This window comes from Caenispirillum salinarum AK4 (genome assembly GCF_000315795.1).
GTDB lineage: Bacteria > Pseudomonadota > Alphaproteobacteria > Rhodospirillales > Rhodospirillaceae > Caenispirillum > Caenispirillum salinarum.
Window position 1 is genome coordinate 288892 of the sequence record NZ_ANHY01000003.1, and the last position, 23086, is coordinate 311977.

At 70.0% G+C, this 23086-nt stretch carries 21 protein-coding genes and 1 pseudogene; 15 read left to right on the forward strand and 7 right to left on the reverse strand.

Going from position 1 to position 23086, the window contains the following annotated elements; all coding sequences use genetic code 11:
* Positions 1-33 precede the first annotated feature (33 nt).
* Genes C882_RS02805 through fsa form a run of 3 tightly spaced genes read right to left on the reverse strand, consistent with a single transcriptional unit; the run spans position 34 to position 2393 of the window.
* Complete coding sequence (locus tag C882_RS02805; protein WP_009539025.1) at positions 34-1017, reverse strand: tyrosine recombinase XerC; 984 nt, start codon at positions 1015-1017, stop codon at positions 34-36.
* A complete protein-coding gene (locus C882_RS02810; RefSeq protein ID WP_009539026.1) occupies positions 1014-1727 on the reverse strand; it encodes a DUF484 family protein in 714 nt (237 codons plus the stop codon). The genes C882_RS02805 and C882_RS02810 overlap by 4 nt, the downstream gene beginning before the upstream one ends.
* Before the next feature lie 3 nt (positions 1728-1730).
* Positions 1731-2393 carry a fructose-6-phosphate aldolase gene (gene fsa, locus C882_RS02815; RefSeq protein WP_009539027.1) on the reverse strand — a complete coding sequence of 221 codons (663 nt, stop codon included), beginning with the start codon at positions 2391-2393 and terminating at the stop codon, positions 1731-1733.
* A gap of 139 nt (positions 2394-2532) precedes the next feature.
* On the opposite strand from fsa, the gene C882_RS02820 reads away from it, so the two are divergent.
* The 10 genes from C882_RS02820 to C882_RS02865 all read left to right on the forward strand — a co-directional run bounded on the left by C882_RS02820 (position 2533) and on the right by C882_RS02865 (position 15423).
* The gene (locus C882_RS02820; RefSeq protein ID WP_152415169.1) at positions 2533-4788 is read left to right on the forward strand and encodes a primosomal protein N'; all 2256 of its coding nucleotides are present in this window, start codon (positions 2533-2535) and stop codon (positions 4786-4788) included.
* Positions 4789-5017: 229 nt separating this feature from the next.
* Positions 5018-5575, forward strand: a complete 558-nt coding sequence (locus C882_RS02825; RefSeq protein WP_009539029.1) for a F0F1 ATP synthase subunit delta — start codon at positions 5018-5020, stop codon at positions 5573-5575.
* Complete coding sequence (atpA, locus tag C882_RS02830; protein WP_043643114.1) at positions 5575-7110, forward strand: F0F1 ATP synthase subunit alpha; 1536 nt, start codon at positions 5575-5577, stop codon at positions 7108-7110. Before C882_RS02825 ends, atpA begins: the two co-directional genes overlap by 1 nt.
* Positions 7111-7151: 41 nt before the next feature.
* A complete protein-coding gene (locus C882_RS02835; RefSeq protein WP_009539031.1) occupies positions 7152-8042 on the forward strand; it encodes a F0F1 ATP synthase subunit gamma in 891 nt (296 codons plus the stop codon).
* A 73-nt stretch (positions 8043-8115) separates the two neighbouring features.
* Positions 8116-9540 carry a F0F1 ATP synthase subunit beta gene (gene atpD / locus C882_RS02840; protein ID WP_009539032.1) on the forward strand — a complete coding sequence of 475 codons (1425 nt, stop codon included), beginning with the start codon at positions 8116-8118 and terminating at the stop codon, positions 9538-9540.
* Positions 9541-9663: 123 nt separating this feature from the next.
* The gene (locus C882_RS02845; RefSeq protein ID WP_009539033.1) at positions 9664-10065 is read left to right on the forward strand and encodes a F0F1 ATP synthase subunit epsilon; all 402 of its coding nucleotides are present in this window, start codon (positions 9664-9666) and stop codon (positions 10063-10065) included.
* Positions 10066-10352: 287 nt separating this feature from the next.
* A complete protein-coding gene (locus C882_RS02850; protein WP_009539034.1) occupies positions 10353-11180 on the forward strand; it encodes an acyl-ACP desaturase in 828 nt (275 codons plus the stop codon).
* A gap of 139 nt (positions 11181-11319) precedes the next feature.
* On the forward strand, positions 11320-13848 hold the full coding sequence (locus tag C882_RS22870) for a putative bifunctional diguanylate cyclase/phosphodiesterase (RefSeq protein WP_009539035.1): 2529 nt from the start codon (positions 11320-11322) through the stop codon (positions 13846-13848).
* Positions 13845-14849 carry a BMP family ABC transporter substrate-binding protein gene (locus tag C882_RS02860; protein WP_009539036.1) on the forward strand — a complete coding sequence of 335 codons (1005 nt, stop codon included), beginning with the start codon at positions 13845-13847 and terminating at the stop codon, positions 14847-14849. Before C882_RS22870 ends, C882_RS02860 begins: the two co-directional genes overlap by 4 nt.
* 76 nt (positions 14850-14925) lie before the next feature.
* Positions 14926-15423, forward strand: coding sequence for a CIA30 family protein (locus C882_RS02865; protein WP_009539037.1), 498 nt, complete (start codon positions 14926-14928; stop codon positions 15421-15423).
* Here C882_RS02865 and C882_RS02870 read toward each other — a convergent pair.
* Positions 15397-15894 (reverse strand): MarR family winged helix-turn-helix transcriptional regulator, encoded by a 498-nt coding sequence (locus tag C882_RS02870; RefSeq protein ID WP_009539038.1) that lies wholly within the window; start codon positions 15892-15894, stop codon positions 15397-15399. The two genes, C882_RS02865 and C882_RS02870, sit on opposite strands and share 27 nt — an antisense overlap.
* 127 nt (positions 15895-16021) lie before the next feature.
* On the opposite strand from C882_RS02870, the gene C882_RS24880 reads away from it, so the two are divergent.
* Both C882_RS24880 and C882_RS24885 read left to right on the forward strand, forming a co-directional pair.
* Positions 16022-16480 (forward strand): hypothetical protein, encoded by a 459-nt coding sequence (locus tag C882_RS24880; RefSeq protein ID WP_009539039.1) that lies wholly within the window; start codon positions 16022-16024, stop codon positions 16478-16480.
* Positions 16477-17079, forward strand: coding sequence for a DUF2269 family protein (locus C882_RS24885; protein WP_009539040.1), 603 nt, complete (start codon positions 16477-16479; stop codon positions 17077-17079). Before C882_RS24880 ends, C882_RS24885 begins: the two co-directional genes overlap by 4 nt.
* On the opposite strand, the gene C882_RS02890 is transcribed toward C882_RS24885, so the two are convergent.
* Positions 17058-17438: a DUF2237 family protein gene (locus C882_RS02890; protein WP_009539041.1), complete on the reverse strand. Its 381-nt coding sequence runs from the start codon at positions 17436-17438 to the stop codon at positions 17058-17060. The genes C882_RS24885 and C882_RS02890 overlap by 22 nt on opposite strands.
* A gap of 146 nt (positions 17439-17584) precedes the next feature.
* Here C882_RS02890 and C882_RS02895 point away from each other — a divergent pair, with 146 nt between their 5' ends.
* From C882_RS02895 to C882_RS25365, 3 genes and pseudogenes are all read left to right on the forward strand, one after another.
* Positions 17585-18133: a hypothetical protein gene (locus C882_RS02895; protein WP_009539042.1), complete on the forward strand. Its 549-nt coding sequence runs from the start codon at positions 17585-17587 to the stop codon at positions 18131-18133.
* A complete protein-coding gene (locus tag C882_RS02900) occupies positions 18133-18465 on the forward strand; it encodes a hypothetical protein (protein WP_009539043.1) in 333 nt (110 codons plus the stop codon). The genes C882_RS02895 and C882_RS02900 overlap by 1 nt, the downstream gene beginning before the upstream one ends.
* A 624-nt stretch (positions 18466-19089) precedes the next feature.
* Positions 19090-20559: pseudogene (locus C882_RS25365) on the forward strand (phytoene desaturase family protein); the annotation flags it as partial.
* Here the strand turns inward: C882_RS25365 and C882_RS23820 are convergent.
* Entirely contained in the window at positions 20559-22094 is a 1536-nt protein-coding gene (locus tag C882_RS23820) for a cobyric acid synthase (RefSeq protein WP_236262454.1), read from the reverse strand. The pseudogene C882_RS25365 and the gene C882_RS23820 sit on opposite strands and share 1 nt — an antisense overlap.
* A 9-nt stretch (positions 22095-22103) precedes the next feature.
* Positions 22104-23060, reverse strand: coding sequence for a lipid-binding SYLF domain-containing protein (locus tag C882_RS02920; RefSeq protein ID WP_009539045.1), 957 nt, complete (start codon positions 23058-23060; stop codon positions 22104-22106).
* Between the last annotated feature and the right edge of the window lie 26 nt (positions 23061-23086).

The window sequence follows — 23086 nt, forward strand, 5'->3', positions numbered from 1 at the left end:
AAAACGGGCTCGGGGAAGGGGCGGTTGCCGCGTTCAACCCTTTCGGGCGCGCGGGTGCGCCGAGTCGTAGACGCTCTTAAGCCGGGCGGCGTCCACTTCGGTATAGCGCTGGGTGGTCGACAGGTTGGCGTGGCCCAGCAGTTCCTGGATGGTGCGCAGATCGCCGCCCCGTCCCAGCAGGTGGGTCGCGAAGGAGTGCCGCAGCGCATGGGGCGTCGCCGTCTCGGGCAGTCCGAGCAGGTGACGCACCTTCTCCATGGTCCGCTGCGCCATGCGCGGACTCAACGGGCCGCCGCACGCTCCCACGAACAGGGGGCTGTCGGGCGGGGCGGGATGGGGGCGCAGGGCCAGGTAGGCGTCGACGGCCTGCCGCACGGCCGGCAGGACGGGCACCAGGCGCTCCTTCCGCCCCTTGCCGAGCACGCGCATGGTTTCCGCCGTCGGACGGTCGGCGACGGTCAGGCCCAGCGCCTCGCCGATGCGCAGGCCGCAGCCGTAAAGAAGGGTGATGAGGGCCGTGTCGCGGGCGGCGATCCACGGCGTGTCCGTAAGCTCGCCCACCGTGGGCAGCACCTCCATCGCCTCCGCCTCAGCCAGCGGCTTCGGGATGCTGCGCGGCGGGCGCGGGTTGCGCACCAGGTCGATGGCCGGGTTGTGCATCAGCCCCATGCGGTCGCAGGCGCGGTAGAAGCCGCGCAGGGTGCTCATGGCCCGGCCGAGCGAGGTGCGGGCGATGCCTTCGGCGGTGCGGTGGGCCAGATAGCTGCGGAAGTCCGCCGCCGTCAGCTTGCCCAGGTCGGCGAGCGTCGGCTCGGCACCCAGGTAATCCGTCAGGAACCGCAGGAAGAAGAACAGGTCGCGCTGGTAGTTGGTCAGCGTATGGATGCTGGCGCCGCGTTCGGCCGTCAGCCAGCGGCGCCAGCGCACGATGGCGTCGCGCAACGCCGGATCGGGCGGCAGGCCGGGCGGCAGGGCATCCGCCGCCGCCCGGTCCTCGTCCGCCGTCTGCGGAATCACGCCGGTTCGCTGGTGTCCGCCGTCGCCCATCGCCGCACCATGTGTTCCACCACCCGCGCCAGGAAGCCCAGAAGCTCGGTCCCCTGCTGCGGATGGAAGGTGCCCTCGGTCCGGGTGCCCAGCGCCAGAACGCCCTCGGGCAGGCCCTCGCCGGGCTGCAGCCGAACCAGAGCGTCCGACGTCACCAGCCGCGCGGCGGCGCCGTAGAGCGGCTGTTCGCCCTCGACGGTTTCGCGCAGGCGGGCGGGAGCATTCTCGCCCAGCATCGCGTCCAGTTCCCCGGCGCCCAGTTCCTGGACGTAAAGCGCCGCCGGCTTGGGCAGGCCGGGTTCGAAGGCGATAGTGACCACGTCCACCTGCAGCACCACCGGCAACTCGTCGGTGATGATGCGCGCCAGGCTGTCCATGCCCTCGGCGGCCAGGACCGCGAGGGCGGCCTGGTGCGTGCGCTCCTGCGTGGACATGTTGGACCGCGTGGTGGTGATGAGGGCCTTCGCCGAGGCCTTCAGGTCCTCCACCTCTTTGCGCAGGCGCTTGACCACGGCCGACTGCAGGTCGACCACGTTGCTTTCCGGCGACAGGTCGGGCAGCAGTTCCGCCAGCAACGGCATGTTGTTGGTCAGGAACTCCGGGTGCTCCCGCAGGTACGCCTTGACCTGTCGCGGGGTCGGGGGGGGTGTGTCGTCGGAGGCGTTGCCCTGCTCGGCCACGTCTCAGTCCTCCAGGATCTTCAGGCCCGACTTCTCCCAGTCGGCGGTGAAGGCGGCCAAGCCCTTGTCGGTGAGCGGGTGGTTGTAGAGCTGGCGCAGCACCTTCGGCGGCATGGTCGCCACGTGGGCGCCCAGCTTGGCCGATTCCGTCACATGGATGGGATGGCGGACGCTGGCGACCAGCACTTCCGTGCCGATGTCCAGATAGTTGGCGTAGATGCTCACGATCTCGGCGATCAGGCCCAGGCCGTCCTGCCCGATGTCGTCCAGGCGGCCGACGAAGGGCGACACGAAGGCCGCACCCGCCTTGGCCGCCAGGATCGCCTGCGCCGGGCTGAAGCACAGCGTCACGTTGACCATAGTGCCGTCGTCGGCCAGCTTGCGGCAGGTCTTCAGCCCGTCGGGCGTCAGCGGCACCTTGATGCAGACGTTGTCGGCGATCTTCCGCAGGTGGTCGGCCTCGCGCATCATCGTGGCGTGGTCGGGGGCGGTGACCTCGGCGCTGACGGGGCCGGGGACGACGTCGCAGATTTCCTTCACCAGGTCGGTGAACTTCATGCCCGCCTTGGCGGCCAGCGACGGGTTGGTGGTCACGCCGTCGACGAGGCCCGTCTCGGCCAGGTCGCGAATGTCGGCAAGGTCGGCCGTGTCGATGAAGAACTTCATGGAAAGAGTGTCGCCGTTTCTGATGGGGAGGATCAGGTGTTCGGGAAAGCGCTTCCCGTTCAGGGACTTGTCGTGGCGGTCCCCGTCCGGGTCGGCTAGAGTGTAGCGGATGGAACCCCGCCCCGCCACAGTCGCGCCCATGTCCGCAACCTCTGCATCCAGTGCGTGCGACGCCGCCGCGCCGCTCTACCCGCCCGGCGCGCGGGTGGGTGTGCTGCTGCCCCTGCCGCTGGGCGGTCTTTATGATTACCGCGTGCCCCGCTCAGGCCCGGCCGTGGCCGAGGGCCAGCCGGTGGAGGTGCCGCTGGGCAAACGGCGCGAGATCGGCGTGGTCTGGGGCGCGGGCGAGGGCGCCGTGGCCGAAGCGAAGGTGCGCGACATCCTGCGCGTCCTGCCGGCCACGCCGCTGCCCCAGGTGACGCGCCGCTTCGTGGACTGGGTGGCAGCCTACACCCTCAGCCCGCCCGGCGCGGTTCTCAAGATGGCGATCAGCGTGCCCCAGGCGCTGGAGGAGCCGCGGCCGCTGACCGTCTACGGCCTGCCCGACCCGGACCATCCGCCCGATCTGGCGGCGCTCGGCGTCAAGGAGACGCGCGCCCGGCGGGCCGTGCTGAATGTCGCCGCCGACCTGCCGCCCCTGCCGGCGGGCGACCTGGCGCGGGAGGCCGGCGTGTCCGACGGCGTGGTGAAGGGGCTGGCGCAGGCCGGCGTGCTGGTGCCGAGCCTGGTGCATCCGCAGCTCGACCCGCCGCGCCCCGACCCGGACCACCCGGGCCCCACCCTTTCGGCTGGTCAGGAAGAAATCGCCGAAGACCTGCGCTCACGGGTGCGCGGCCACGCCTTCTCCGTCGCCCTGCTGGAGGGGGTGACGGGCTCGGGCAAGACGGAGGTCTATTTCGAGGCCGTGGCCGAGGCCCTGCGGCGCGGGCGGCAGGTGCTGGTGCTGGTGCCCGAGATCAGCCTGACCAGCCAATGGCTGTCGCGCTTCCGCCGCCGCTTCGGCGTGCCGCCGCTGGAGTGGCATTCCGAACTGACCCAGGCCCGGCGGCGCGACGTGTGGCGCGCCGTCGCCAACGGCCGCGCGGCGGTGGTGGTGGGCGCGCGCTCGGCCCTGTTCCTGCCGTTCCGCGATCTGGGGCTGGTGGTGGTGGACGAGGAGCACGAGCAGGCCTTCAAGCAGGAGGACGGCGTGTCCTACCACGCCCGCGACATGGCGGTGGTGCGCGGGCAGCTGGGGTCGGTCCCGGTGGTGCTGGCGAGCGCCACGCCGTCGCTGGAAACGGTGCTCAACGCCGAATCGGGCCGCTACGACAAGCTCCACCTGCCAGAGCGCCACGGCGGGTCGCTCCTGCCCGACGTGGATGTGGTGGACATGCGCCGCATGCCGCCCGAGAAAGGCGACTGGGGCCGCTCCTGGCTGGCGCCGCCGGTGGTCGACGCGGTGAGCGAGACGCTGGAGCGGGGCGAGCAGGTGCTTCTGTTCCTCAACCGCCGCGGTTATGCGCCGCTGACACTCTGCCGAACCTGCGGCTTCCGCATCCAGTGCCCCAACTGCACCGCGTGGCTGGTGGAGCACCGGCTGGTCCGGCGGCTGGTCTGTCACCACTGCGGCCATTCCGAGCCGACGCCCCGCCAGTGCCCGCAGTGCGGTGACGAGGACAGCCTGGCCGCCTGCGGACCCGGCGTGGAGCGCCTGGCGGAAGAGGTCGTCGGCCGCTGGCCGGAGGCGCGGTCGGTGGTGGTCGCCTCCGACACGCTGGGCGGTCCGCTGGCGGCGGCGGCGCTGATGGAGCGAATCGCCGCCCACGAGGTCGACCTTCTTATAGGGACGCAGGTGCTGGCCAAGGGCCTGCACTTTCCCGAACTGACGCTGGTGGCCGTCGTCGACAGCGATCTTGGCCTGTCGGGTGGGGACCTGCGGGCGGCGGAGCGCACCTACCAGCTGCTCACCCAGGTGGCTGGCCGGGCAGGGCGCGCGGCCAAGCAGGGGCGGGTGATGCTTCAGACCTATCAGCCGGAGCATCCGGTGATCCAGGCCATGGTCACCGGCGAGACGGCGCAGTTCCTGGAGGCCGAGGCCGAGGGGCGGCGCGCCACGTCCATGCCGCCCTACGGCCGGCTGGCGGCGCTCATCGTCTCGGGCGAGGACGAGGGGGCGGTGGATGCCGCCTGCGCGCAGCTTTCCCGCGCCGCCCCCCGGGAGGCGAACGTGGAGGTGCTGGGCCCGGCCCCGGCGCCGCTGGCCATGCTGCGCGGCCGGCACCGGCGGCGGTTCCTTCTGAAGGCGCCGCGGGGCGTGCGCGTGCAGCCTGTGGTGGCGGCGTGGCTGGGCCGCGTGAAGGTGCCCCATTCGGTCCGCGTGCAGGTGGATGTGGACCCTTACAGTTTTCTTTGATCCTGCGGCTTTCCTTGAAGGGATCATCGTGGCACAATCCGCCGCGCCGGAGGGGGAGACCCTGCCCAAACGGGTTGTCCCGAGTGCTTGCACTGCCATGGCGGTTATGCTACCTAGCTCACGCGCTTGCGGGGGACTAGCTTGGCGCTGCCGCGCATATGCGAGCTAATTCAAGTCGTTAAGCGATTCTTCCGGTGTCCGAAACGCACTAAAACGGGGCTAGTCGCACGTGGCATCCAAATCAGCATCATCCGGCCTGGCCGACCGCTACGCGTCCGCGCTGTTCGAGCTGGCGGAGGAAAAGGGCGTTCTGGACCAGGTGGCCGATGACCTGCGCGGCCTGAAGACCATGGTCGCCGAGAGCGCCGACTTCCGCCGGTTCATCGACAGCCCGGTGCTGTCGCGGACCGAGCAGGCGAAGGGCGTCGCCGCCCTGGCCGACAAGGCCGGGATGCAGGGCGTCACCCGCAACTTCCTCGGCCTGGTGGCGACCAACCGCCGCCTGTTCGCTCTTCCGGCCGTTATCGACGCATTCCTCGAGCGCCTCGCCGCCAAGCGTGGCGAGATCAGCGCCGAGGTCGTCTCCGCCAAACCGCTGTCCGACGCGCAAACCGAGGCCCTGGCCGCTTCCCTGAAGCAGGCCGTGGGCAAGGACGTGGCCCTCGAGACCCGGGTCGACCCGGGCCTGATCGGTGGCCTGGTCGTCCGCGTCGGCTCGCGCATGATCGACAATTCTCTCCGTACGAAGCTGCAACGACTTCAGCTCGCCATGAAAGGGGTTGGGTGATGGAAATCCGCGCCGCGGAAATCTCCGCTATCCTTAAGGAACAGATCGCCAATTTCGGCACCGAGGCCGACGTCGCGGAAATCGGCCGGGTCCTGTCCGTCGGTGACGGCATCGCCCGCATCCACGGCCTGGACAACGTGCAGGCCGGCGAAATGGTCGAGTTCCCGGGCGGCGTTAAGGGCATGGCCCTGAACCTCGAATCCGACAACGTCGGCGTGGTGATCTTCGGCTCCGACGTGGGCATCAAGGAAGGTGACACCGTCAAGCGCACCGGCACCATCGTGGACGTGCCGGTCGGGCCGGAGCTGTGCGGCCGCGTGGTCGACGGCCTGGGTATCGCCATCGACGGCAAGGGCGACCTGTCCGACTCTGCCCGTCGCCGCGCCGAGATGAAGGCCCCGGGCATCATCCCGCGCAAGTCGGTGCACGAACCCGTGCAGACCGGCATCAAGTCGATCGACGCCCTGATCCCGGTCGGCCGCGGCCAGCGCGAGCTGATCATCGGTGACCGTCAGACCGGCAAGACCGCGATCATTCTGGACACCATCATCAACCAGAAGAAGATCAACGACGCCGCGAAGTCCGAAAAGGACAAGATGTACTGCATCTACGTGGCCGTCGGTCAGAAGCGTTCGACGGTGGCCCAGGTCGTGAAGACCCTGGCCGACCACGGCGCGCTGGACTACACCATCATCGTCGCCGCCACCGCGTCGGACCCGGCGCCGATGCAGTTCCTGGCGCCGTACACCGGCTGCGCCATGGGCGAGTACTTCCGCGACAACGGCATGCACGCCACCATCTTCTACGACGACCTGTCCAAGCAGGCCGTGGCGTACCGCCAGATGTCGCTGCTGCTGCGCCGTCCGCCGGGCCGCGAGGCGTTCCCCGGCGACGTGTTCTACCTCCACAGCCGCCTGCTGGAGCGCGCCGCGAAGCTCAACGACGAGAACGGTGCCGGCTCGCTGACCGCCCTGCCGGTCATCGAAACCCAGGCCGGTGACGTCTCCGCCTACATTCCGACCAACGTGATTTCCATCACCGACGGTCAGATCTTCCTGGAGACCGGCCTGTTCTTCAAGGGCATCCGCCCGGCCGTGAACGTCGGCCTGTCGGTGTCCCGCGTGGGCTCCTCGGCCCAGGTGAAGGCCATGAAGCAGGTCGCCGGCTCCATCAAGCTGGAACTGGCCCAGTACCGCGAGATGGCCGCCTTCGCGCAGTTCGCCTCCGACCTCGACCCGGCGACGCAGAAGCTGCTGAACCGTGGTGAGCGCCTGACCGAGCTGCTGAAGCAGCCGCAGTTCTCGCCGCTGGCGGTGGAGGAGCAGGTCGTGTCCATCTTCGCGGGCACCAACGGCTACCTCGACAAGCTGCCGGTCACCGCCGTGAACCGCTTCGAGAAGGAACTGCTCCACGAAATCCACGCCAAGGCGCCGGAGATCCTGGAGACGATCCGCACCGAGCAGAAGCTGACCGACGAGGTCAAGGACAAGCTGAAGAGCTTCCTTGACAACTTCGCGAAGTCCTTCGCGGCGTAATCGACGGCATCCGCAACGGCTGAAGGAAGGGTCTGTACCCAATGGCAAGCTTGAAGGACCTTCGCGGGCGCATCGCCTCGGTGAAGTCGACGCAGAAGATCACCTCCGCCATGAAGATGGTGGCGGCATCGAAGCTGCGTCGCGCCCAGGACGCCGCTGAGGCCGCCCGTCCCTACGCCGAGCGGATGGACCGCATGCTGGGCGGGCTGGCCGGCTCCATGGCCGGCCTGCCCGGTGCGCCCAAGCTCCTGTCCGGCACGGGCAAGGACGAGGTGCACCTGCTGGTCGTGATGACGGCCGATCGCGGTCTGTGCGGCGGTTTCAACGGGTCCATCGTGCGCGCCACCCGCAACCGGGTGGCCGAGCTTCAGGCCGAGGGCAAGCAGGTCAAGCTGCTGACCATCGGCCGCAAGGGCCGCGACGCGCTGAAGCGCGACCACAAGGACAAGCTCATCGACGGCTACGAGGGCGTGGGCAAGAAGGGCCTGTCGTTCTCGGAAGCCGACGAGATCGCCGCGCGCATCCTGGCGATGTACGAGAACGGCGAGTTCGACGTCTGCACGGTGGTCTACAACAAGTTCAAGTCGGCCATCAGCCAGGTGGTCACCCTCCAGCAGCTCGTGCCCTTCCCGGTGCCCGAGGCCGCCAACGCCAACGAGGCGCCGGCCGGTCCGAAGGCCTCCTACGAGTACGAGCCGTCGGAAGAGGGCATCCTCGCCGAGCTGCTGCCGCGCAACGTTGCGATGCAGATCTTCTCGTCGCTGCTGGAAAGCTCCGCTTCCGAGCAGGGCGCCCGCATGGCGGCGATGGACAACGCCACCCGCAACGCCGGCGACATGATCAACAAGCTGACGCTGACCTACAACCGCACCCGTCAGGCGATGATCACGAAGGAACTGATCGAGATCATCTCCGGCGCCGAGGCCCTGTAGGGCGCGGCCGGCAAACGCTGACTGATACGAAATTCAAATCCACTTAAGCGTGGTTCGTAAGGAGCTTAAACCCATGGCGCAGAACAACGTCGGTACGATCACCCAGATTCTGGGCGCCGTCGTGGACGTCAAGTTCGAGGGGGAACTGCCGGCCATCATGTCGGCGCTCGAGGTTGATAACAATGGCCAGCGGCTGGTGCTGGAGGTGGCCCAGCACCTCGGTGAGGCGACGGTTCGCACCATCGCCATGGAAAGCACCGACGGTCTGACCCGCGGCGCGCAGGCGACTGCCACCGGTCAGCCGATCGCCGTGCCGGTCGGCCCGGAGACCCTGGGCCGCATCATGAACGTCATCGGCGAGCCGGTGGACGAGCGTGGTCCGGTGAACACCAAGACCCGCTGGCCGATCCACCGCGAGGCGCCGAAGTTCGCCGACCAGTCCACCGAGACCGAGATCCTGGTCACGGGCATCAAGGTCATCGACCTGCTGGCCCCCTACACCAAGGGCGGCAAGGTCGGCCTGTTCGGCGGTGCCGGCGTGGGCAAGACCGTGCTCATCATGGAGCTGATCAACAACGTCGCGAAGGGCCACGGCGGTTACTCCGTGTTCGCCGGCGTCGGTGAGCGGACCCGCGAGGGCAACGACCTCTACCACGAGATGATCGAGTCGGGCGTTATCGACCTCGAAGGCGGCAACTCCAAGGCCGCCCTGGTCTACGGCCAGATGAACGAGCCGCCGGGCGCCCGTGCCCGCGTCGCCCTGTCCGGCCTGACCCAGGCGGAATACTTCCGCGACGAGGAAGGCCAGGACGTGCTGTTCTTCGTCGACAACATCTTCCGCTTCACCCAGGCGGGTTCGGAAGTGTCGGCGCTGCTGGGCCGCATTCCCTCGGCCGTGGGCTACCAGCCCACCCTGTCGACCGACATGGGCGCCCTGCAGGAGCGCATCACCTCGACCAACAAGGGCTCGATCACGTCCGTGCAGGCCATCTACGTGCCCGCCGACGACCTGACCGACCCGGCGCCCGCGACCTCGTTCGCCCACCTGGACGCCACGACCGTGCTCAACCGCTCCATCGCCGAGCTGGGCATCTACCCGGCCGTGGACCCGCTGGACTCCACGTCCCGCGCGCTGGACCCCAAGGTCGTCGGCCAGGAGCACTACGAGACGGCCCGTGAGGTGCAGCGTGTCCTGCAGGCCTACAAGTCGCTGCAGGACATCATCGCCATCCTGGGCATGGACGAACTGTCGGAAGAGGACAAGCTGACGGTCGCCCGCGCCCGTAAGCTGCAGCGCTTCCTGTCGCAGCCGTTCCACGTGGCCGAGGTGTTCACCGGCTCGCCGGGCGTGTTCGTGAACCTGGAAGACACCATCAAGGGCTTCAAGGGCATCATCAACGGCGACTACGACCACATGCCCGAGCAGTCCTTCTACATGCTGGGCACCATCGACGAGGCCATCGAAAAGGCCAAGAAGATGGCGGCCGAGGCCGCGTAAGCGGACGCTTGACGCAACGCAACGGCCGGGGCGCGATCCTGTTTCCGCACGATCGCGCCCCGTCTTTCGGGAAGTACAGGGCCCACGCGCCGCTTGCGGCACACACGGGCCGTCGGAGGAACCATGGCGGAAACGCTTGAATTCGAACTGGTCTCGCCGGAGAAGCTGCTGGTCTCCGAGCCGGTCGAGATGGTGATCGTGCCCGGGTCCGAGGGCAACTTCGGCGCCATGCCGCGCCATGCTCCCATGCTGTCCACCGTGCGCCCCGGCGTGTTGGACATCTACAAGGACGGCAAGGTCGCCAACCAGATCTTCGTCGCCGGCGGTTTCGCCGAAGTGACCGAAGAACGCTGCACGGTGCTGGCCGAGGAAGCCGTCGTGCTGTCGGACCTGACGCGCGACGACGTTGAAAAGCGCCTGCAGGCCGCCCGCGACGCCGAGCAGGAAGCCGACACCGACGTCGAGAAGGCGCAGGCCGCCAAGAACGTCGCCGTCGCCGAAGCCATGCGCGACGCCATCGCCTGATCGGCGGTCGGCGGCCCGACCGGCAGGACGTCCGGGCCGGGGCTGGAACACTGGAAAGAGGGGCTGGCGCTGCTGCCGGCCCCTCTTTCCGTTCAGGTCGCCGCGACCGTGCATCGCAAGGCGGCGGCGGCCCGGCAGAGCAGCCATGCGAGTGCTTCCCTTAGCGGCAAGGGCATGGAATTATTACCGATTGTGCGACGCGACACGACGCTTCCGCGTTGTTGAAACCATGGCCGGCACGCCCATCATCAGGATGGACGGCACCACGTTGCAACCGAGGAACCGACATGAAGCACTGGACGCTTGAGGACATTCCCTGGGACCGCTATGACCCGGCCAAGGTCGATCCGGAAATCCTCAAGGTGATCAAGGCTGCGGCCATGGTGGAGCGCAACGCGGCGGACTACACCGCCTATCTGCGCAACGTGTTTCACGACGACAGCTACTTCGCGGACATGGCCACCCATTGGGAGGCCGAGGAGATCCAGCACGGCGATGCCCTGGGCCGCTGGGCCGAGATGGCCGATCCCGGATTCGACTATCGCGACGCCTTCCGCCGGTTCCGCGAGGGCTACCAGATCCCCATCGACGTCGACGCCTCCACCCGCGGCTCGCGGACTGGCGAGTTGATCGCGCGCTGCATCGTGGAAACCGGCACCAGTTCCTTCTACAGCGCCCTGCGCGATGCGGCGGAGGAGCCGGTTCTGAAGGAAATCTGCCACCGCATCGCCGGCGACGAGTTCCGCCACTACAAGATGTTCTACACCCACATGAAAAAGTACCTGGACCGCGAGAACATCCCGACATGGCGGCGGATCATGGTGGCGGTGTCGCGCATCAAGGAAAGCGAGGACGACGAACTGTCCTATGCCTACTACTGCGCCAACTTCGATGACAGCCACCCCTACGACCGCAAGACGGCCAACCTGGCCTATGCGGCGCGGGCCTTCAGCTGCTATCGCGCCCCGCATGTGGAGCGCGCGTCGAACATGGTGCTCAAGGCGGCCGGCATCCGCCCGCACGGCCGTTTCGGGCGGTTCTTCGGCACCATGATGTGGAAGTACGTCTCCAAGCGCTCGCGCCGGCTGGAAGAGGATCTCAAGGCGGCGGCCTGACGGCGGAGCCATCGGACCGGCACGGCGGCGGCAGGATGGTGTTCCAAAAAAGTGTCACTGGCCCGGATCACGACGGTTGGCTAACACTTTCGGCTCATACGGCACGCCGATCGTTCTCCCCTGACTCCGGGATCTCATCATGGCCGGAGCCGCCGCCCCGCCGCCGCGTTCGCTCGCGGCTCCCGACTCCGCCTCCCACGAAGGCGCGGCAAGGCAGCCGCCGCCGCCCGCGCCCCGCTTCGGCATCCGCGCCAAGCTGTGGGCGGCGTTCCTGGCCATCGCCGGCGCCACGGCCCTGGTCAGCGTGCTGGCGTGGGCGACCTTCAGCAATACCGCCGGCACGCTCGATCGCATCACCGGCGAGCGCATCCCTACCCTGGTGGAGCTGTCGCGCCTGGCGCAGCGGTCCAACGCGCTGATCGCCGGCGCGGCCTCCGTCGTGTTCGCCGGCAGCGAGGCTGAACTGGCCGCAGAGTCGGCGCGTGTGGCCCAGGCGGAGGAAGCCTTCATCACCACCCACCGCCGCCTGCGCGATGCCATGGGCGCCACGCCGGCGGTGCGCGAGGTGGCCGAGGTGTCCGGGCGCATCAGCGCCAGCCTCGCGCTTCTCCGCTCGGCCATGCAGCACCGGTGGGACCTTGCGGCGCGCCAGGCGCGGCAGTTGGAGCAACTGGACGTATTGCACCAGGAATACCGCATGCTGGTGGGCGAACCCGCCGCCGACGCCGATGCCCGCTGGACATTCCTGACCGAAATCAACCGTCTGCTGGTGTTGCTGGGCGGTGTGCGCGACGCGGCCACGACGGCCGAGGTGGAGGATCTGCGCCGAAAGGTTGCTGCAACGCTTGATGCGGTGGATCGCCTGCGCGACCGGCAGACCGGCGCTGCCGTGGCCCCCGGGGCGGCCGAGGCGCTTGCCTCGTTCCTGCAGCGGCTGCGTCGCCTGGCGGAGGGCGAGGGCAACCTGCTCGACCTGCGTGCGCGCGAGCGTCTGGCGCGCGAGGTGGCGGCGGCCCGCCTGGTCGACCTGCAGGCGCATTCGGCGGCGCTTGATTCCGCCATTGGCGTGCTCAGCCGCGCCGCCCAGCGCCGCATCGCCGCCGATCGCGATGCCGCCACCGCCGCGCTCGGCCAAAGCAAGATTACGCTCGCCTTGGTGGCCGGGGCGGCCATGCTGGCGGCGCTGCTCATCGCCTGGCTGTACGTGGGCCGCAGCGTGGTGCGGCGCCTGACGAAGCTCGACCACAGCATGCGCGCCATCGCCGCCGGCGACCTGGACCATCCCATTCCCGTCGGCGGCCGTGACGAGGTCACGGCCATGGGATATGCGCTGACGACCTTCCGCGATGCCATGGCGCGGGTCGCCCACCTGGCCCGGCATGACGGCCTGACGGGGCTGGGCAACACCCTGGCCTTCGAGGACGCCGTCGCCCAGAGGCTGGGGACGACGCAGGGCGGTGCGGTGCTGTACCTGAACCTGGACGGCTTCAAGGACATCAACGACACCTTCGGGCACTCCACCGGCGACCGCGTGCTTGTGGCCGTGGCCGAGCGCCTGCGCCGGCGGGCGCGGCCGGGCGACGTGGTGACGCGCCTGGGCGGCGACGATTTCGCCCTGGTGGTGCCGGCCATGGACGAGGCGCACGAGGACCTGCTGGTGGGCTATGTGGAACAGCTGTCGCAGGGTCTCGGCCAGCCGGTGGACGTCGAGGGGCTGACCATCGAGGTCAAGGGCACCTTCGGCATCAGCTTCCACCCGCGCGACGGGCGCCGCCCGCAGGACCTGCTCCAGCGCGCCGAGATGGCCATGCACGATGCCAAGCGCCGCGGCGCCGGCGGGGGCGTGAGCGTCTATGCGCCCCGCATGTCGGAGCAGCAGCAGGAGCGCAAGGCCATCCGCGGGGAGTTGCGCCGCGCCATCGAGAACCGCCAGTTCTCGCTGGTCTATCAGCCCAAGATCGACATCGCCTCGGGCCGCTGCGTGGGCATGGAGGCGCTGGTGCGGTGGGACCACCCGCAGCGCGGCCGCATCCGCCCCGACCAGTTCATTCCGGTGGCGGAGCGTTCGGGCCTCATCGCGCCGCTGGGCGAGTGGGTGATGCGCGAAGCCTGCCGCCAGAACAGGGCGTGGCTGGATGCCGGCCTGCCGCCGCTCAAGGTGGCGGTCAACGTCTCGGCGGTGCAGTTCCTTTGCCAGGACGTGGTGGAGATGGTGGCGCGCGCCCTGCGCGAGTCCGGCCTGCCGGCGCGCCACCTGGAGGTGGAAATCACCGAGAGCGTCATCATGACCGATGCCGCCAAGGTCATGCGGATGCTCGACGGCCTGCGCGACCTGGGGGTGAGCCTCGCCATCGACGATTTCGGGACGGGCTATTCCTCGCTCAGCTACCTCAAGCGCCTGCGGGTGCACTGCCTGAAGATCGACCAGTCCTTCGTGCGCGAAATGCTGCGCAACGACGAGGACGTGCGCATCACCCGCGCCATCCTCAACATCGCCCGCGACTTCGGGCTGGAAGTGGTGGCCGAGGGCATCGAAACCGCCGACCACGCGGCCTTTTTCAAGGCGGAAGGCTGCCATCTGGGCCAGGGCTACTTCTGGGGCAAGCCCATGGAACCGGCCGACTTCCACGGCTATGTCAGCCGCGATCTGGCGGCCGCGGTGTCATGATGATGACGCGGCGCGGCCTCCTGGGCGCCCTGGCGGTGCTGTCAGGCCTGGGCGGCGCGGCGCGCGCGGCGGCGGGGGCTGTGACCGTCTCGGTGGTTTACGACCTCGGCGGCAAGATGGACAAGAGCTTCAACCAGTCCGGCTTCCAGGGCGTGCTGGCGGCCCGGCGCCGGCTTGGGGCCACGGTGCACGAGTACGAGGTCGGCGTGCCCGCCGACCGGCCGGAGGTTTTGCGTCGGGCCGCGGCGGCGTCCGGGGACGTCATCGTCATCGGCGCCAGCGCCCGCGAGGCCGTGGCCGATGTCGCCGCCGCGGCCCAGCCGGGCGTGCGCTTCACCATGATTGACGCCGCCATCGTTGCGCCCAACGTGGCGTCGATCCTGTTTGCCGACCATCAGGCCGCTTTTCTGGCCGGCGTGCTGGCCGGGCACGCGAGCGGGACCGGCGTGGCGGGTTTCATCGGCGGGGCGCCGGTGCCGCCGGTGCTGCGCTTCCTGAGCGGATTCCGGCAGGGACTGGCCCACGCGCGGGTGGGGGCGCGGCTGGTCGAGACCATGCTGGCCGCCGATGCCGGCGCGGGCGTGTGGGACGATCCTTTCCGCGCCCTGCTGGCGGCCCGCCGGCAGATCGACCGCGGGGCCGACGTGTTGTTCGCCGTGTGCGGCGGCAGCGGCGTCGGCGTCTATCAGGCCGCCGCCGACGCGCGGGTGCTGGCCGTCGGGGTGGACAGCAATCAGAACCACCTCTTTCCCGGCACCATGCTCACCAGCGCGGTGAAGCGGGTGGACAAGGCGGTGGTCCATGCCGTCAATGCCATCGGCCGGGGGACCTGGATGCCGGAGACGCGCGTCCTCGGCCTGGCGGAGGACGCCGTGGGCGTCGCCATCGACGGGCACAACGGGGCCCTGGTCGGCGACCTGCTTCCGGTGCTGGAGCAGACGCGGCGCGCCATCATCACCGGCCGCATCGACATTGCCGCACCCCTGTTCCCGATCCGCTGACGGCGGAGCGCCTTTCCACAGCCGCGCCCGCATCCCAGGTTAAGGAGACGGAATCACGGACGGAAAGGCGCCCTGCATGCTCATCACCGACGTTGCCACCGGCGAAGGACTGGTTCCCGCCGGACAATGGTATGTCGCCACGGATCAGGTCATGGGCGGTGTGTCCGAGGGCGGGGCCGTCGTCGAGCATGTGGAGGGCCGCGCGGCCCTGCGCCTGACCGGCGAGGTGTCGTCGGCCAACAACGGCGGCTTCCTGCTGCTGGGATGCCGCTTCGGACGCGAGGTGGATGCGTCCGGTTTCAGCGGGCTCGAAGTGGACGTGCGGGGCCTTGGCGGCGGCTATGTACTGTCGCTCCGCACAGCCGATCTGTCGCGCCCCTGGCAGAGCTACCGCGCTCCGCTCCAGGCCGGCGACGGTGCCTGGCACCGGCTGCCCGTACCGTTCTCCGCCTTCACGCCCAACAAGACCGACGCGCGGCTCGACCCGGCCCGCCTGATGCGCCTGGCCATCGTGGCGACGGAGAAGGACGCGCCGGCCGACGTGGCCCTATCCCGCATCGCCTTCATCGACTGACCGCGCCAGCCCCGTAGCCAGCGCCCGCACCAGGTCGCGCGCCTTCCCCCGGTCCGCGGGCGGCAGGGCGGCCTCGGCGCGCGCGTTGACTGCGTCGGCGGCGGCCAGGGCCGGGTCGCGCAGGGCCCGGCCGTGATCCGTCAGGCGGACGATCATGCGGCGGCGGTCGGCGGGATCGCGCTCGCGCACCACCAGCCCGTCGCGTGCCATGCGGTCGAGCGTGCGCACGAGCGTCGTTTCGTCCAGCGGCAGGTCGCGGGCGATCTCGCGCTGGCTGCGGCCGTCCTGCGCCCACAGCGCCAGCAGCACCGGGAAGGCGCCAATGGTCAGCCCCAGTGGCTCCAGCCGCTGCCCCAGCGCTTGCGCGAACAGGCGGGCGGCCCGGTTGATAAGAAACCCGGGGCTGTCGTCCACCCGGAAGGGGCCGGTAGCGGAGTCGCGGTTGATGATCCAGGAGTCGTCGGTGGTCATGGTGCCGACAGCATGGCCGCAACTCCTTGGCATGGCAAGGGTCACCCGCGCTTACGCACAAATCAATGGTACAGCAGGTATTGCTATGGCAGGCTTTTCCCGTCATCGCATACGGGAGAGTTTTGCCATGCGCACCCTTGCCAGAACCGTCCATATGATTGGCCTTGCCGCCTTCGTCGGCACCGTCCTGTCGCACGTGCTCGTGTCCGTCGTCGCCGATCCGTCGGATCCGGTCCGCTACCACGCCCTGATGGTGCTGAAGGACACCGGCACCCAGTTCGTGCTGATCCCCGGCCTCGTCCTCATGGGGTTGAGCGGCATCGTCATGGTTCGGCGCATGCCGCGGCCCTGGCCGGCGTGGCTGACGGTGAAGCTGGGACTGGTCGCTGCGGCTGCCGCCAATGGGCTGCTCGTCCTGCTGCCGGCCGGTGCACGCATCGCCGAAGCGGCGTCGGCCGGTGCACAGGCTCCCGACGCCCTGGCACGGGAAGCCATCGCCGGCCCGGTCAACGTCGCCCTGATCCTGGCGATCGTGGTCCTTTCCATCGCGCGGCCGTCGCGCCGCCGGACGGAGGCCTTGTCATGACCGCTTTCGATCTGGCCCGATTCGGGCATCTGGTCGGCGTGATGGTAATGTTCGCCGGGCTTGCGGGCGTCTTCGTCTGCGACCTGCGCGGCCGCCGCGCCGCCACCATGGACGCCGCCCGCGACTCCGCCGCCCTGGTGGCGCTGTTCTACGATGGACTGGTGGTGCCGGGCGCGGTGCTGCTGGGCGCGGCCGGAACCTGGATGATCTGGGACGTCTACGGCTGGGACGGGCTGTACGGCCAGCCGTGGCTGCTGGCCATGGTCACCCTGTTCGCGCTGGAATTCGTGGAGGGCAACACCATCACCCGGCTCGCCTTCCTGAAGCTCAACCGCCTGACCCGGGAGGCGGGGCCCGAGCCGGGCGCGGCCCTGCGCCAAGCGCGGGAGTCGCGGCTGAACGTCTTCACGCACTTCCTGGACATGCCGATTCTGCTGGTGATCATCGGCTTGGGCGTGTTCCGGCCTATGGAGTGGGCGCCGATTCTGATCGCCGTCGCCGGCGCGGCCGGGATGGCGGCGGTCCTGACCGTGGCCGTTCCCCGGCTTGTGCCCTGGCGGACGGGGGCGCCCGGGCCTCAGGTCAGGTCCAGGGCGTAGTCCTTGAGCACGTCCATGGGAATGACCGCCAGCGTTTCCTCGTGCGTGGACTTCAGCACCACGCGCGGGGCGACGCCGGCCTCGTGCGCCTCGCGCCAGCGGCCGGCGCACAGGCACCAGCGGTCGCCGGGCTTGAGCCCGGGAAAGCCGAATTCTGGCCGCGGGGTGGACAGGTCGTTGCCCGCCTTCTTGGAAAACGCCAGGAATTCAGCCGTCATTTCGGCGCAAATCAGGTGCAGGCCCAGGTCCTGGGGCCCCGTCTCACAGCAGCCCGTGCGGTAGAAGCCGGTGCGCGGGTTTTCGCTGCACGGCGTCAGCGCATCGCCGAAAACGTTGGTCTGCTCCGAGCGGTCCGACATGGGATCTCCTTTCCTCTGCGACGCCCTGGAGATGGCGGCGGGACAAGGCGCCGTCAAGCGCCCAACGGCCTGTCGCGTCAACGGTTCGCCCGGTCCGAACGTTCTTCCGGTGCAACCGTCTTCCCGCGATAGCCGATCGATCGCACATGACTCCCAGCCGCCTGCGCTACGAAACCTACCGCGATCTCTACCAGTCCGAACGTGCCCGCCGTGACGAGATTCGCGGCGGCGTCGGAACGCCCGTGGCGGCGCTGGCATTTTCCGTCTACTCGCTGGCGGCCGTGGCGGCCAACTTCGATGCCGGCACCTGGTCCTCGGCGACGGGCATCGCCATCCTGGTGCTGGCCGGGCTGGCGGTGCTGACGCTGGTCGCCGGGGCGGTGATGATCGTGCGGGTCGAGATGGATTTCGTCTACCTGGACCCGCCCGACCTGCGCGAGCTGGTGGCCGCGGAAAAGCGCCTGCGCGCCCACGACAGCCAGGATGACCAGCGCGTCACCGACGACCGCGTCGTCGCCCAGCTGCACGACCTGCTGGCGGCGGCCTACGACATCGCCTACCGCCGCTACTTCGCCGGCAACGAGCAGGCGGCGCGCGACCGAACGCGGGGCCTGCGCCTGCTGATCGTGGCCCTGGCGACCCTGTCCCTGGCGCTGGCCGTCCTGCCCTTCCACAATGGCGGAGGGACCCCGTGATGATCGACTTTCTGTCGCGCCTCTACCGCCGCACTCGCGGCCATCGCAAGACCGAGGACCTGCCCAAGTGGATCCGCAAGCGCATGTACCGCGAGCTTCTGGCCGTGCGCGACCAGGAGCACGAGATGGCGGAGCTTCTGGACCTGCCGGTACCGCCGCGCCTGTCGGTGGTGGACGAGGAACGCATCGCCATGCTGCGGCCGCGCGACCGCGACCTGCTGGGCCTGGACGAGATGATGCGCCGGGCCCGAGAGGAAAAGCGCGAGGAGGAAACCCAGCAGCGCGAGGAACGCAGCCGCCGCCGCCATGAGGCGCGCGAAGGGGAGGGCTGACGAAGGAGCCGGATTTCCGGCCCTACCCCCACCCCTTACTCCTGGACAGCTTGTGCGGCGGTGCTGCGCCCGGTCCCATGACGGCAGCTTCTGGACCGGAGTCGCGCCATGCATCACTTGCCCACGCCGCTGCGCATCGCTATCGGTTTCGCGCCCTGGATGGTCTACGGCGCCGGCCTGGCCGCCTCTGCGCCAATGGCCGCCGCCGCCCTGGGGCTGGGCGCGGCCATCCTGCTGGCAATCCCCGACATGCGGCGGCGGCGGGTGAAGGCGCCCGACCTGGTCGCCGCCGTCTACTTCGCCGCGCACCTGGGCGCCAGCGCCGCCGGCTGGCCGGTGTTCGAGGAGAATGGCGCCGCGCTGGTCCTTGCGGTTCTGGCCGTCATGGCCTGGGGCAGCCTGGCGGCGGGAACGCCCTTCACCCTGCAATACGCCCGCGAACGCTGGCCCCGCGTGCTGTGGGACGCGCCGGAGTTCAAGGCCGTCAACGCCGCCGTCACCAGCGTGTGGGGCCTGTGCTTCACGGCGGCGGCGGGACTGGCCTGGCTGGGGACGGCGGTCCTGCTGTGGGCCGGGCCCGTGCTGCTGCTTGTCGGCATCGTCGCCTCGGTGGTGCTGCCGGAGATGCTGCCGCGCCTCAGCATCCGGCAGAGCCTGCGGCGGAAGGACCCGTGGCCCTGGGCGCCGCCGCTTGTCCACCAAAGGGATGGCGCGGAGGGATACGACGTGGCGGTCGTGGGCGCCGGCATCGGCGGGCTGGCCGCCGCCGCCGCGCTGACGGCCCGCGGGGCGCGGGTGGCGGTGTTCGAGAGCCACGACCGGCCCGGCGGCTGCTGTTCAAGCTGGGTCCGCAAGGTCCGCATGCCCGAGGGCAGCCGCGCCGACGTGATCTTCGATGCCGGCGTCCACGACGTGTCGGGCGTTCATTCCGGCGGCACCCTGGACCGCTTCCTGGCGCGGGTGGGCGCGGCGGAGCGCCTGACGTGGGTGCCCATGCACCAGAGCGTGACCTTTCCGTTCGGCACCCTGACCATCGGCCAGGGCGCCGAGGCATTGGCCGAGTCGCTGGCCGCGCTTGTGCCTGCCGATGCCGCCGGGCTGCGGGCGCTGGTGGGCGACCTCGCGTGCATGGATGCGGAAATGGCGCGCAGCCGGTCGGACTGGGGCGCCCCGCACGTTCCGGCAACGGTTGACGAGGCGCTCGCCTATCCGATGGCGCACCCGCACCTGTTCCGCTGGATGGAGCGGCCGTGGCCGGAGTTCGTCGCCGCCTTCGTTTCGACGCCCGAGGGGCGGGCGGCGGCCGACGCCCTGGCGGGCTACCTGACCGACCAGCCGGACCGGCTGACGGTGCTGCAGATGCTGCCGCTGTTCGCCTACGCCTTTCACGGCGGCGCCTATCCGGTGGGCGGTTCGCAGGCGCTGGCCGACGCCCTGGCGGCGGTGGTGGAGGCCGGGGGCGGCATGGTGCGGACGCGCACCCCGGTGGCGCGCATCCTGATGCGGCGCGGCGCGGCCGCTGGCGTGGAGACGGCATCGGGCGAGATGGTATCCGCCGCCGCCGTCGTGATGAACACCGAGGCGCGCCGCCTGCCCGACCTGCTGCCGGACGATGCCCTGCCGCCTGCCTACGCCCGTGCGCTGGCGGCGGCGGAGCCGGGGCCTTCGGCCTTCATGTCGCTGCTGCTGATCGACCATGTGCCGGACGGCCCGACCCTGCGCACGCTGCGGGAGTCGGGCGAAGGCGGCCTGTTCCTGACCATTTCCCCGCCGGAGGCGCAGGTGGCGCCGCCAGGCTGCGCGGCCGTGTCCGTCATCAGGCTGCTGCCGCGCATCGACGCGGTGGGCTGGCATCGCGGCGACGCCGCATATGCCGACGCCAAGCGCGCCATGGGCGATCACACGTTGGCGCTGGCGGAGGCCCTGATTCCCGGCCTTCGCCGCCACATCGTCTACCGCCAGGATGCGACGCCCGCCACCTTCGGCCGCTACCTCTCGACCCACGCCGGCGCGATCTACGGTCCGGCGGTCGATGCCTACCGTCCGGCGGTGCGCACGCCGGTCCCGGGACTGGTGCTGGCGGGCGCGAGCGCTCAGCCGGGATCGGGCGTGGAAGCGGTGGTGATATCCGGCCTGGCGGCGGCGGAGGCGCTGATGCCGGCGGCCGACGCCAGGGCGTCCATGTCCACCGATGCCGCCAGGTGGTCGGCCAGCGCGTCCAGCGCCGCGTCCACCCCCGCCGCATAGTCCAGCCCGCCGTCATTCTCGTCGAGGCCGAGAAGCCGGCGGCGGAAGGTGTCGGCGCCGAACAGGCCGTGCAGGTAGCAGCCGCGCACCCGTCCGTCGGCCGAGACCGCGCCATCCGGTCCGCCGCCGTCAAGCGTCAGCCAGGGGCGGGCGCGGTCGGGGCCATCGGTCACGCCCATGTGCATCTCGTAGCCGGCGACAGGCAGGCCGCTGCGGGCCTCGGTGCCGACGGCCTCCCGCAGGGTCTTGGGGCCGCGCATGACGGTGGCCACGTCCAGCAGGCCCAGGCCCGGCGCCTCGCCGGGCGGACCCTCGATGCCTTCGGGGTCGCGGACCATGCGGCCGAGCATCTGGTAGCCGGCGCAGATGCCCACCACGCGCCCGCCGCGCCGCAGGTGGGCGGTGATGTCGGTGTCCCACCCCTGCGCCCGCAGGAACGCCAGATCGGCCAGCGTCGCCTTTGAGCCGGGAATGATGACGATGTCGGCATTGCCCGGTACGGCCTCGCCGGGCTGGACCCAGGTCAGCGCCACGTCGGGCTCGGCGGCCAGCGGGTCGAAGTCGTCGAAGTTGGCGACGCGCGACAGCCGCAGAACCGCCACCGTCACCCGCGCCCCCGCGCGGCCCGGTCCGCTGCGCTGGTCGAGCGCCATGGCGTCTTCCGCCGGCAGGGCGCGGGCGCCGTCGAACCAGGGCACGACGCCGATGCTCGGCCAGCCGGTGCGGCCCGTCACGATGTCGAGCGCCGGGTCGAACAGCGACGGATCGCCCCGGAACTTGTTGATGAGGTAGCCCTTGATGCGGGTCCGCTCAGGCTCCGGCAGCAAGGCGTGGGTGCCGACCACCTGGGCCAGCACGCCGCCCCGGTCGATGTCGCCCACCAGGACCACCGGCACGTCGGCGGCCTCGGCAAAACCCATGTTGGCGATGTCCGACGCCCGCAGGTTCACTTCCGCGGCGCTGCCCGCGCCTTCCACCAGCACAAGGTCGGCGTCGCGGCCCAGTGCTTGGAAGCTGTCCAGCACCCGGGGCAGCAGGCTTTTCTTCAGGCGGAAATAGTCGCGCGCCGTGGCATTGGCGAGCACCTCGCCCTGCACCACCACCTGCGAACCCACGTCGGTCTGAGGTTTCAGCAGTACGGGGTTCATGTGGCGCGAGGGCGCCACGCCGCAGGCGCGGGCCTGCAAGGCCTGGGCGCGGCCGATCTCGCCGCCGTCGGGGGTGACGGCGGCATTGTTGCTCATGTTCTGCGGCTTGAAGGGGCGGACCGTCAGGCCGCGCCGGGTGAACAGCCGGCACAGGCCCGCCACCAACAGGCTCTTGCCGACGTCCGATCCGGTGCCCAGCAGCATCAGCGCCGGCGTGCGTGTTCCGCCCGTCATGCCGCGGGCCTATTGCCCGGTGGTCGACGGCGGCGCCAGCTGCTCGCCCTGGATGGGGTCCAGCGGTTCGCTCTCGATCGGCGCGATGCGCGTCGGCCCGCTGTTGCCGGAAGGCTGCATCTGGCCCTGGCCCTGGCTGCCCTGCATCCAGCTGTCGTCCTGGCCCTGCGGCTGCGCCTGCATCTGGCCCTGGCCCTGGCCCTGGGCTCCGGCCGGCGATTGCTGCTGGCTGTAGGGGGCGGTGTCGACGTCGCCGATGTTCTCCACCGACAGGGCCTCCCACAGCGGTTCAGCCTCGGGATTGGGATAGCGGCGGTCGAGCACGATGGCCTTGGGCGTGGCACCGCGGCCGTAGAAAGCCTGGTTCCAGTCGTGGCGCGGCTTGATGACCGCCCCTTCCACCGACACGCCGCCATAGGCGCCCTTGGCGTGGGCGAAGGCCAGGATGTCGTTCTGCATGTTGGTGGTCGTGGCGGCCTCCAGGTTGGCGCCCTTGTGCACGAAGGTGACGCCCACGTTGGCGCCCAGCTTGAACTCGTCGTTCATCAGCGCCGTCAGGCCGCGGTCGGTCATGATCATGAAGACCATTTCCACCTGCTGCGCACCGATCTGGAAGCCGAGAGACCCGGCGCCCATGCGGTAGAAGGCGGGCGCCGACCAGTCGCCGGTGCGGTCGCGGCTCATGAGCAGGCCGTTGCCGTAGGCGCCGCCGATGATGAAGCCGCCCTTGAAGAACTGCGGCACGATCAGCACACCCTTGGCGCGCTGGAGATACCGGTTGAAGTTGTTCTCGAAGTTTTCGTCGCCGCGCACGCTGTAGACGGCGGATATGCTTTCGTTCAGGACCGATCGCGCGTCGGCCAGGTCTTCCTGGACGCTGGCGGCGCCGGCCGGCGCCGGTGCGGCGGCACCGGCAAGGACGCTGAAGACGACGGCCAGGCCGAGGGTGAGGGCTCGCAGGATCATGAAGGCGTCTCCGCAGTGGCGACAGG

Bases quoted from the DNA above. Each gene is read 5' to 3' on its own strand.
- fsa (WP_009539027.1), bottom strand. From the start codon at position 2,393: ATGAAGTTCTTCATCGACACGGCCGACCTTGCCGACATTCGCGACCTG.
- C882_RS02820 (WP_152415169.1), top strand. From the start codon at position 2,533: ATGTCCGCAACCTCTGCATCCAGTGCGTGCGACGCCGCCGCGCCGCTC.
- atpA (WP_043643114.1), top strand. From the start codon at position 5,575: ATGGAAATCCGCGCCGCGGAAATCTCCGCTATCCTTAAGGAACAGATC.
- C882_RS02835 (WP_009539031.1), top strand. From the start codon at position 7,152: ATGGCAAGCTTGAAGGACCTTCGCGGGCGCATCGCCTCGGTGAAGTCG.
- atpD (WP_009539032.1), top strand. From the start codon at position 8,116: ATGGCGCAGAACAACGTCGGTACGATCACCCAGATTCTGGGCGCCGTC.
- C882_RS02845 (WP_009539033.1), top strand. From the start codon at position 9,664: ATGGCGGAAACGCTTGAATTCGAACTGGTCTCGCCGGAGAAGCTGCTG.
- C882_RS02850 (WP_009539034.1), top strand. From the start codon at position 10,353: ATGAAGCACTGGACGCTTGAGGACATTCCCTGGGACCGCTATGACCCG.
- C882_RS22870 (WP_009539035.1), top strand. From the start codon at position 11,320: ATGGCCGGAGCCGCCGCCCCGCCGCCGCGTTCGCTCGCGGCTCCCGAC.
- C882_RS02860 (WP_009539036.1), top strand. From the start codon at position 13,845: ATGATGATGACGCGGCGCGGCCTCCTGGGCGCCCTGGCGGTGCTGTCA.
- C882_RS02865 (WP_009539037.1), top strand. From the start codon at position 14,926: ATGCTCATCACCGACGTTGCCACCGGCGAAGGACTGGTTCCCGCCGGA.
- C882_RS02870 (WP_009539038.1), bottom strand. From the start codon at position 15,894: ATGACCACCGACGACTCCTGGATCATCAACCGCGACTCCGCTACCGGC.
- C882_RS24880 (WP_009539039.1), top strand. From the start codon at position 16,022: ATGCGCACCCTTGCCAGAACCGTCCATATGATTGGCCTTGCCGCCTTC.
- C882_RS24885 (WP_009539040.1), top strand. From the start codon at position 16,477: ATGACCGCTTTCGATCTGGCCCGATTCGGGCATCTGGTCGGCGTGATG.
- C882_RS02890 (WP_009539041.1), bottom strand. From the start codon at position 17,438: ATGTCGGACCGCTCGGAGCAGACCAACGTTTTCGGCGATGCGCTGACG.
- C882_RS02895 (WP_009539042.1), top strand. From the start codon at position 17,585: ATGACTCCCAGCCGCCTGCGCTACGAAACCTACCGCGATCTCTACCAG.
- C882_RS02900 (WP_009539043.1), top strand. From the start codon at position 18,133: ATGATCGACTTTCTGTCGCGCCTCTACCGCCGCACTCGCGGCCATCGC.
- C882_RS23820 (WP_236262454.1), bottom strand. From the start codon at position 22,094: ATGACGGGCGGAACACGCACGCCGGCGCTGATGCTGCTGGGCACCGGA.
- C882_RS02920 (WP_009539045.1), bottom strand. From the start codon at position 23,060: ATGATCCTGCGAGCCCTCACCCTCGGCCTGGCCGTCGTCTTCAGCGTC.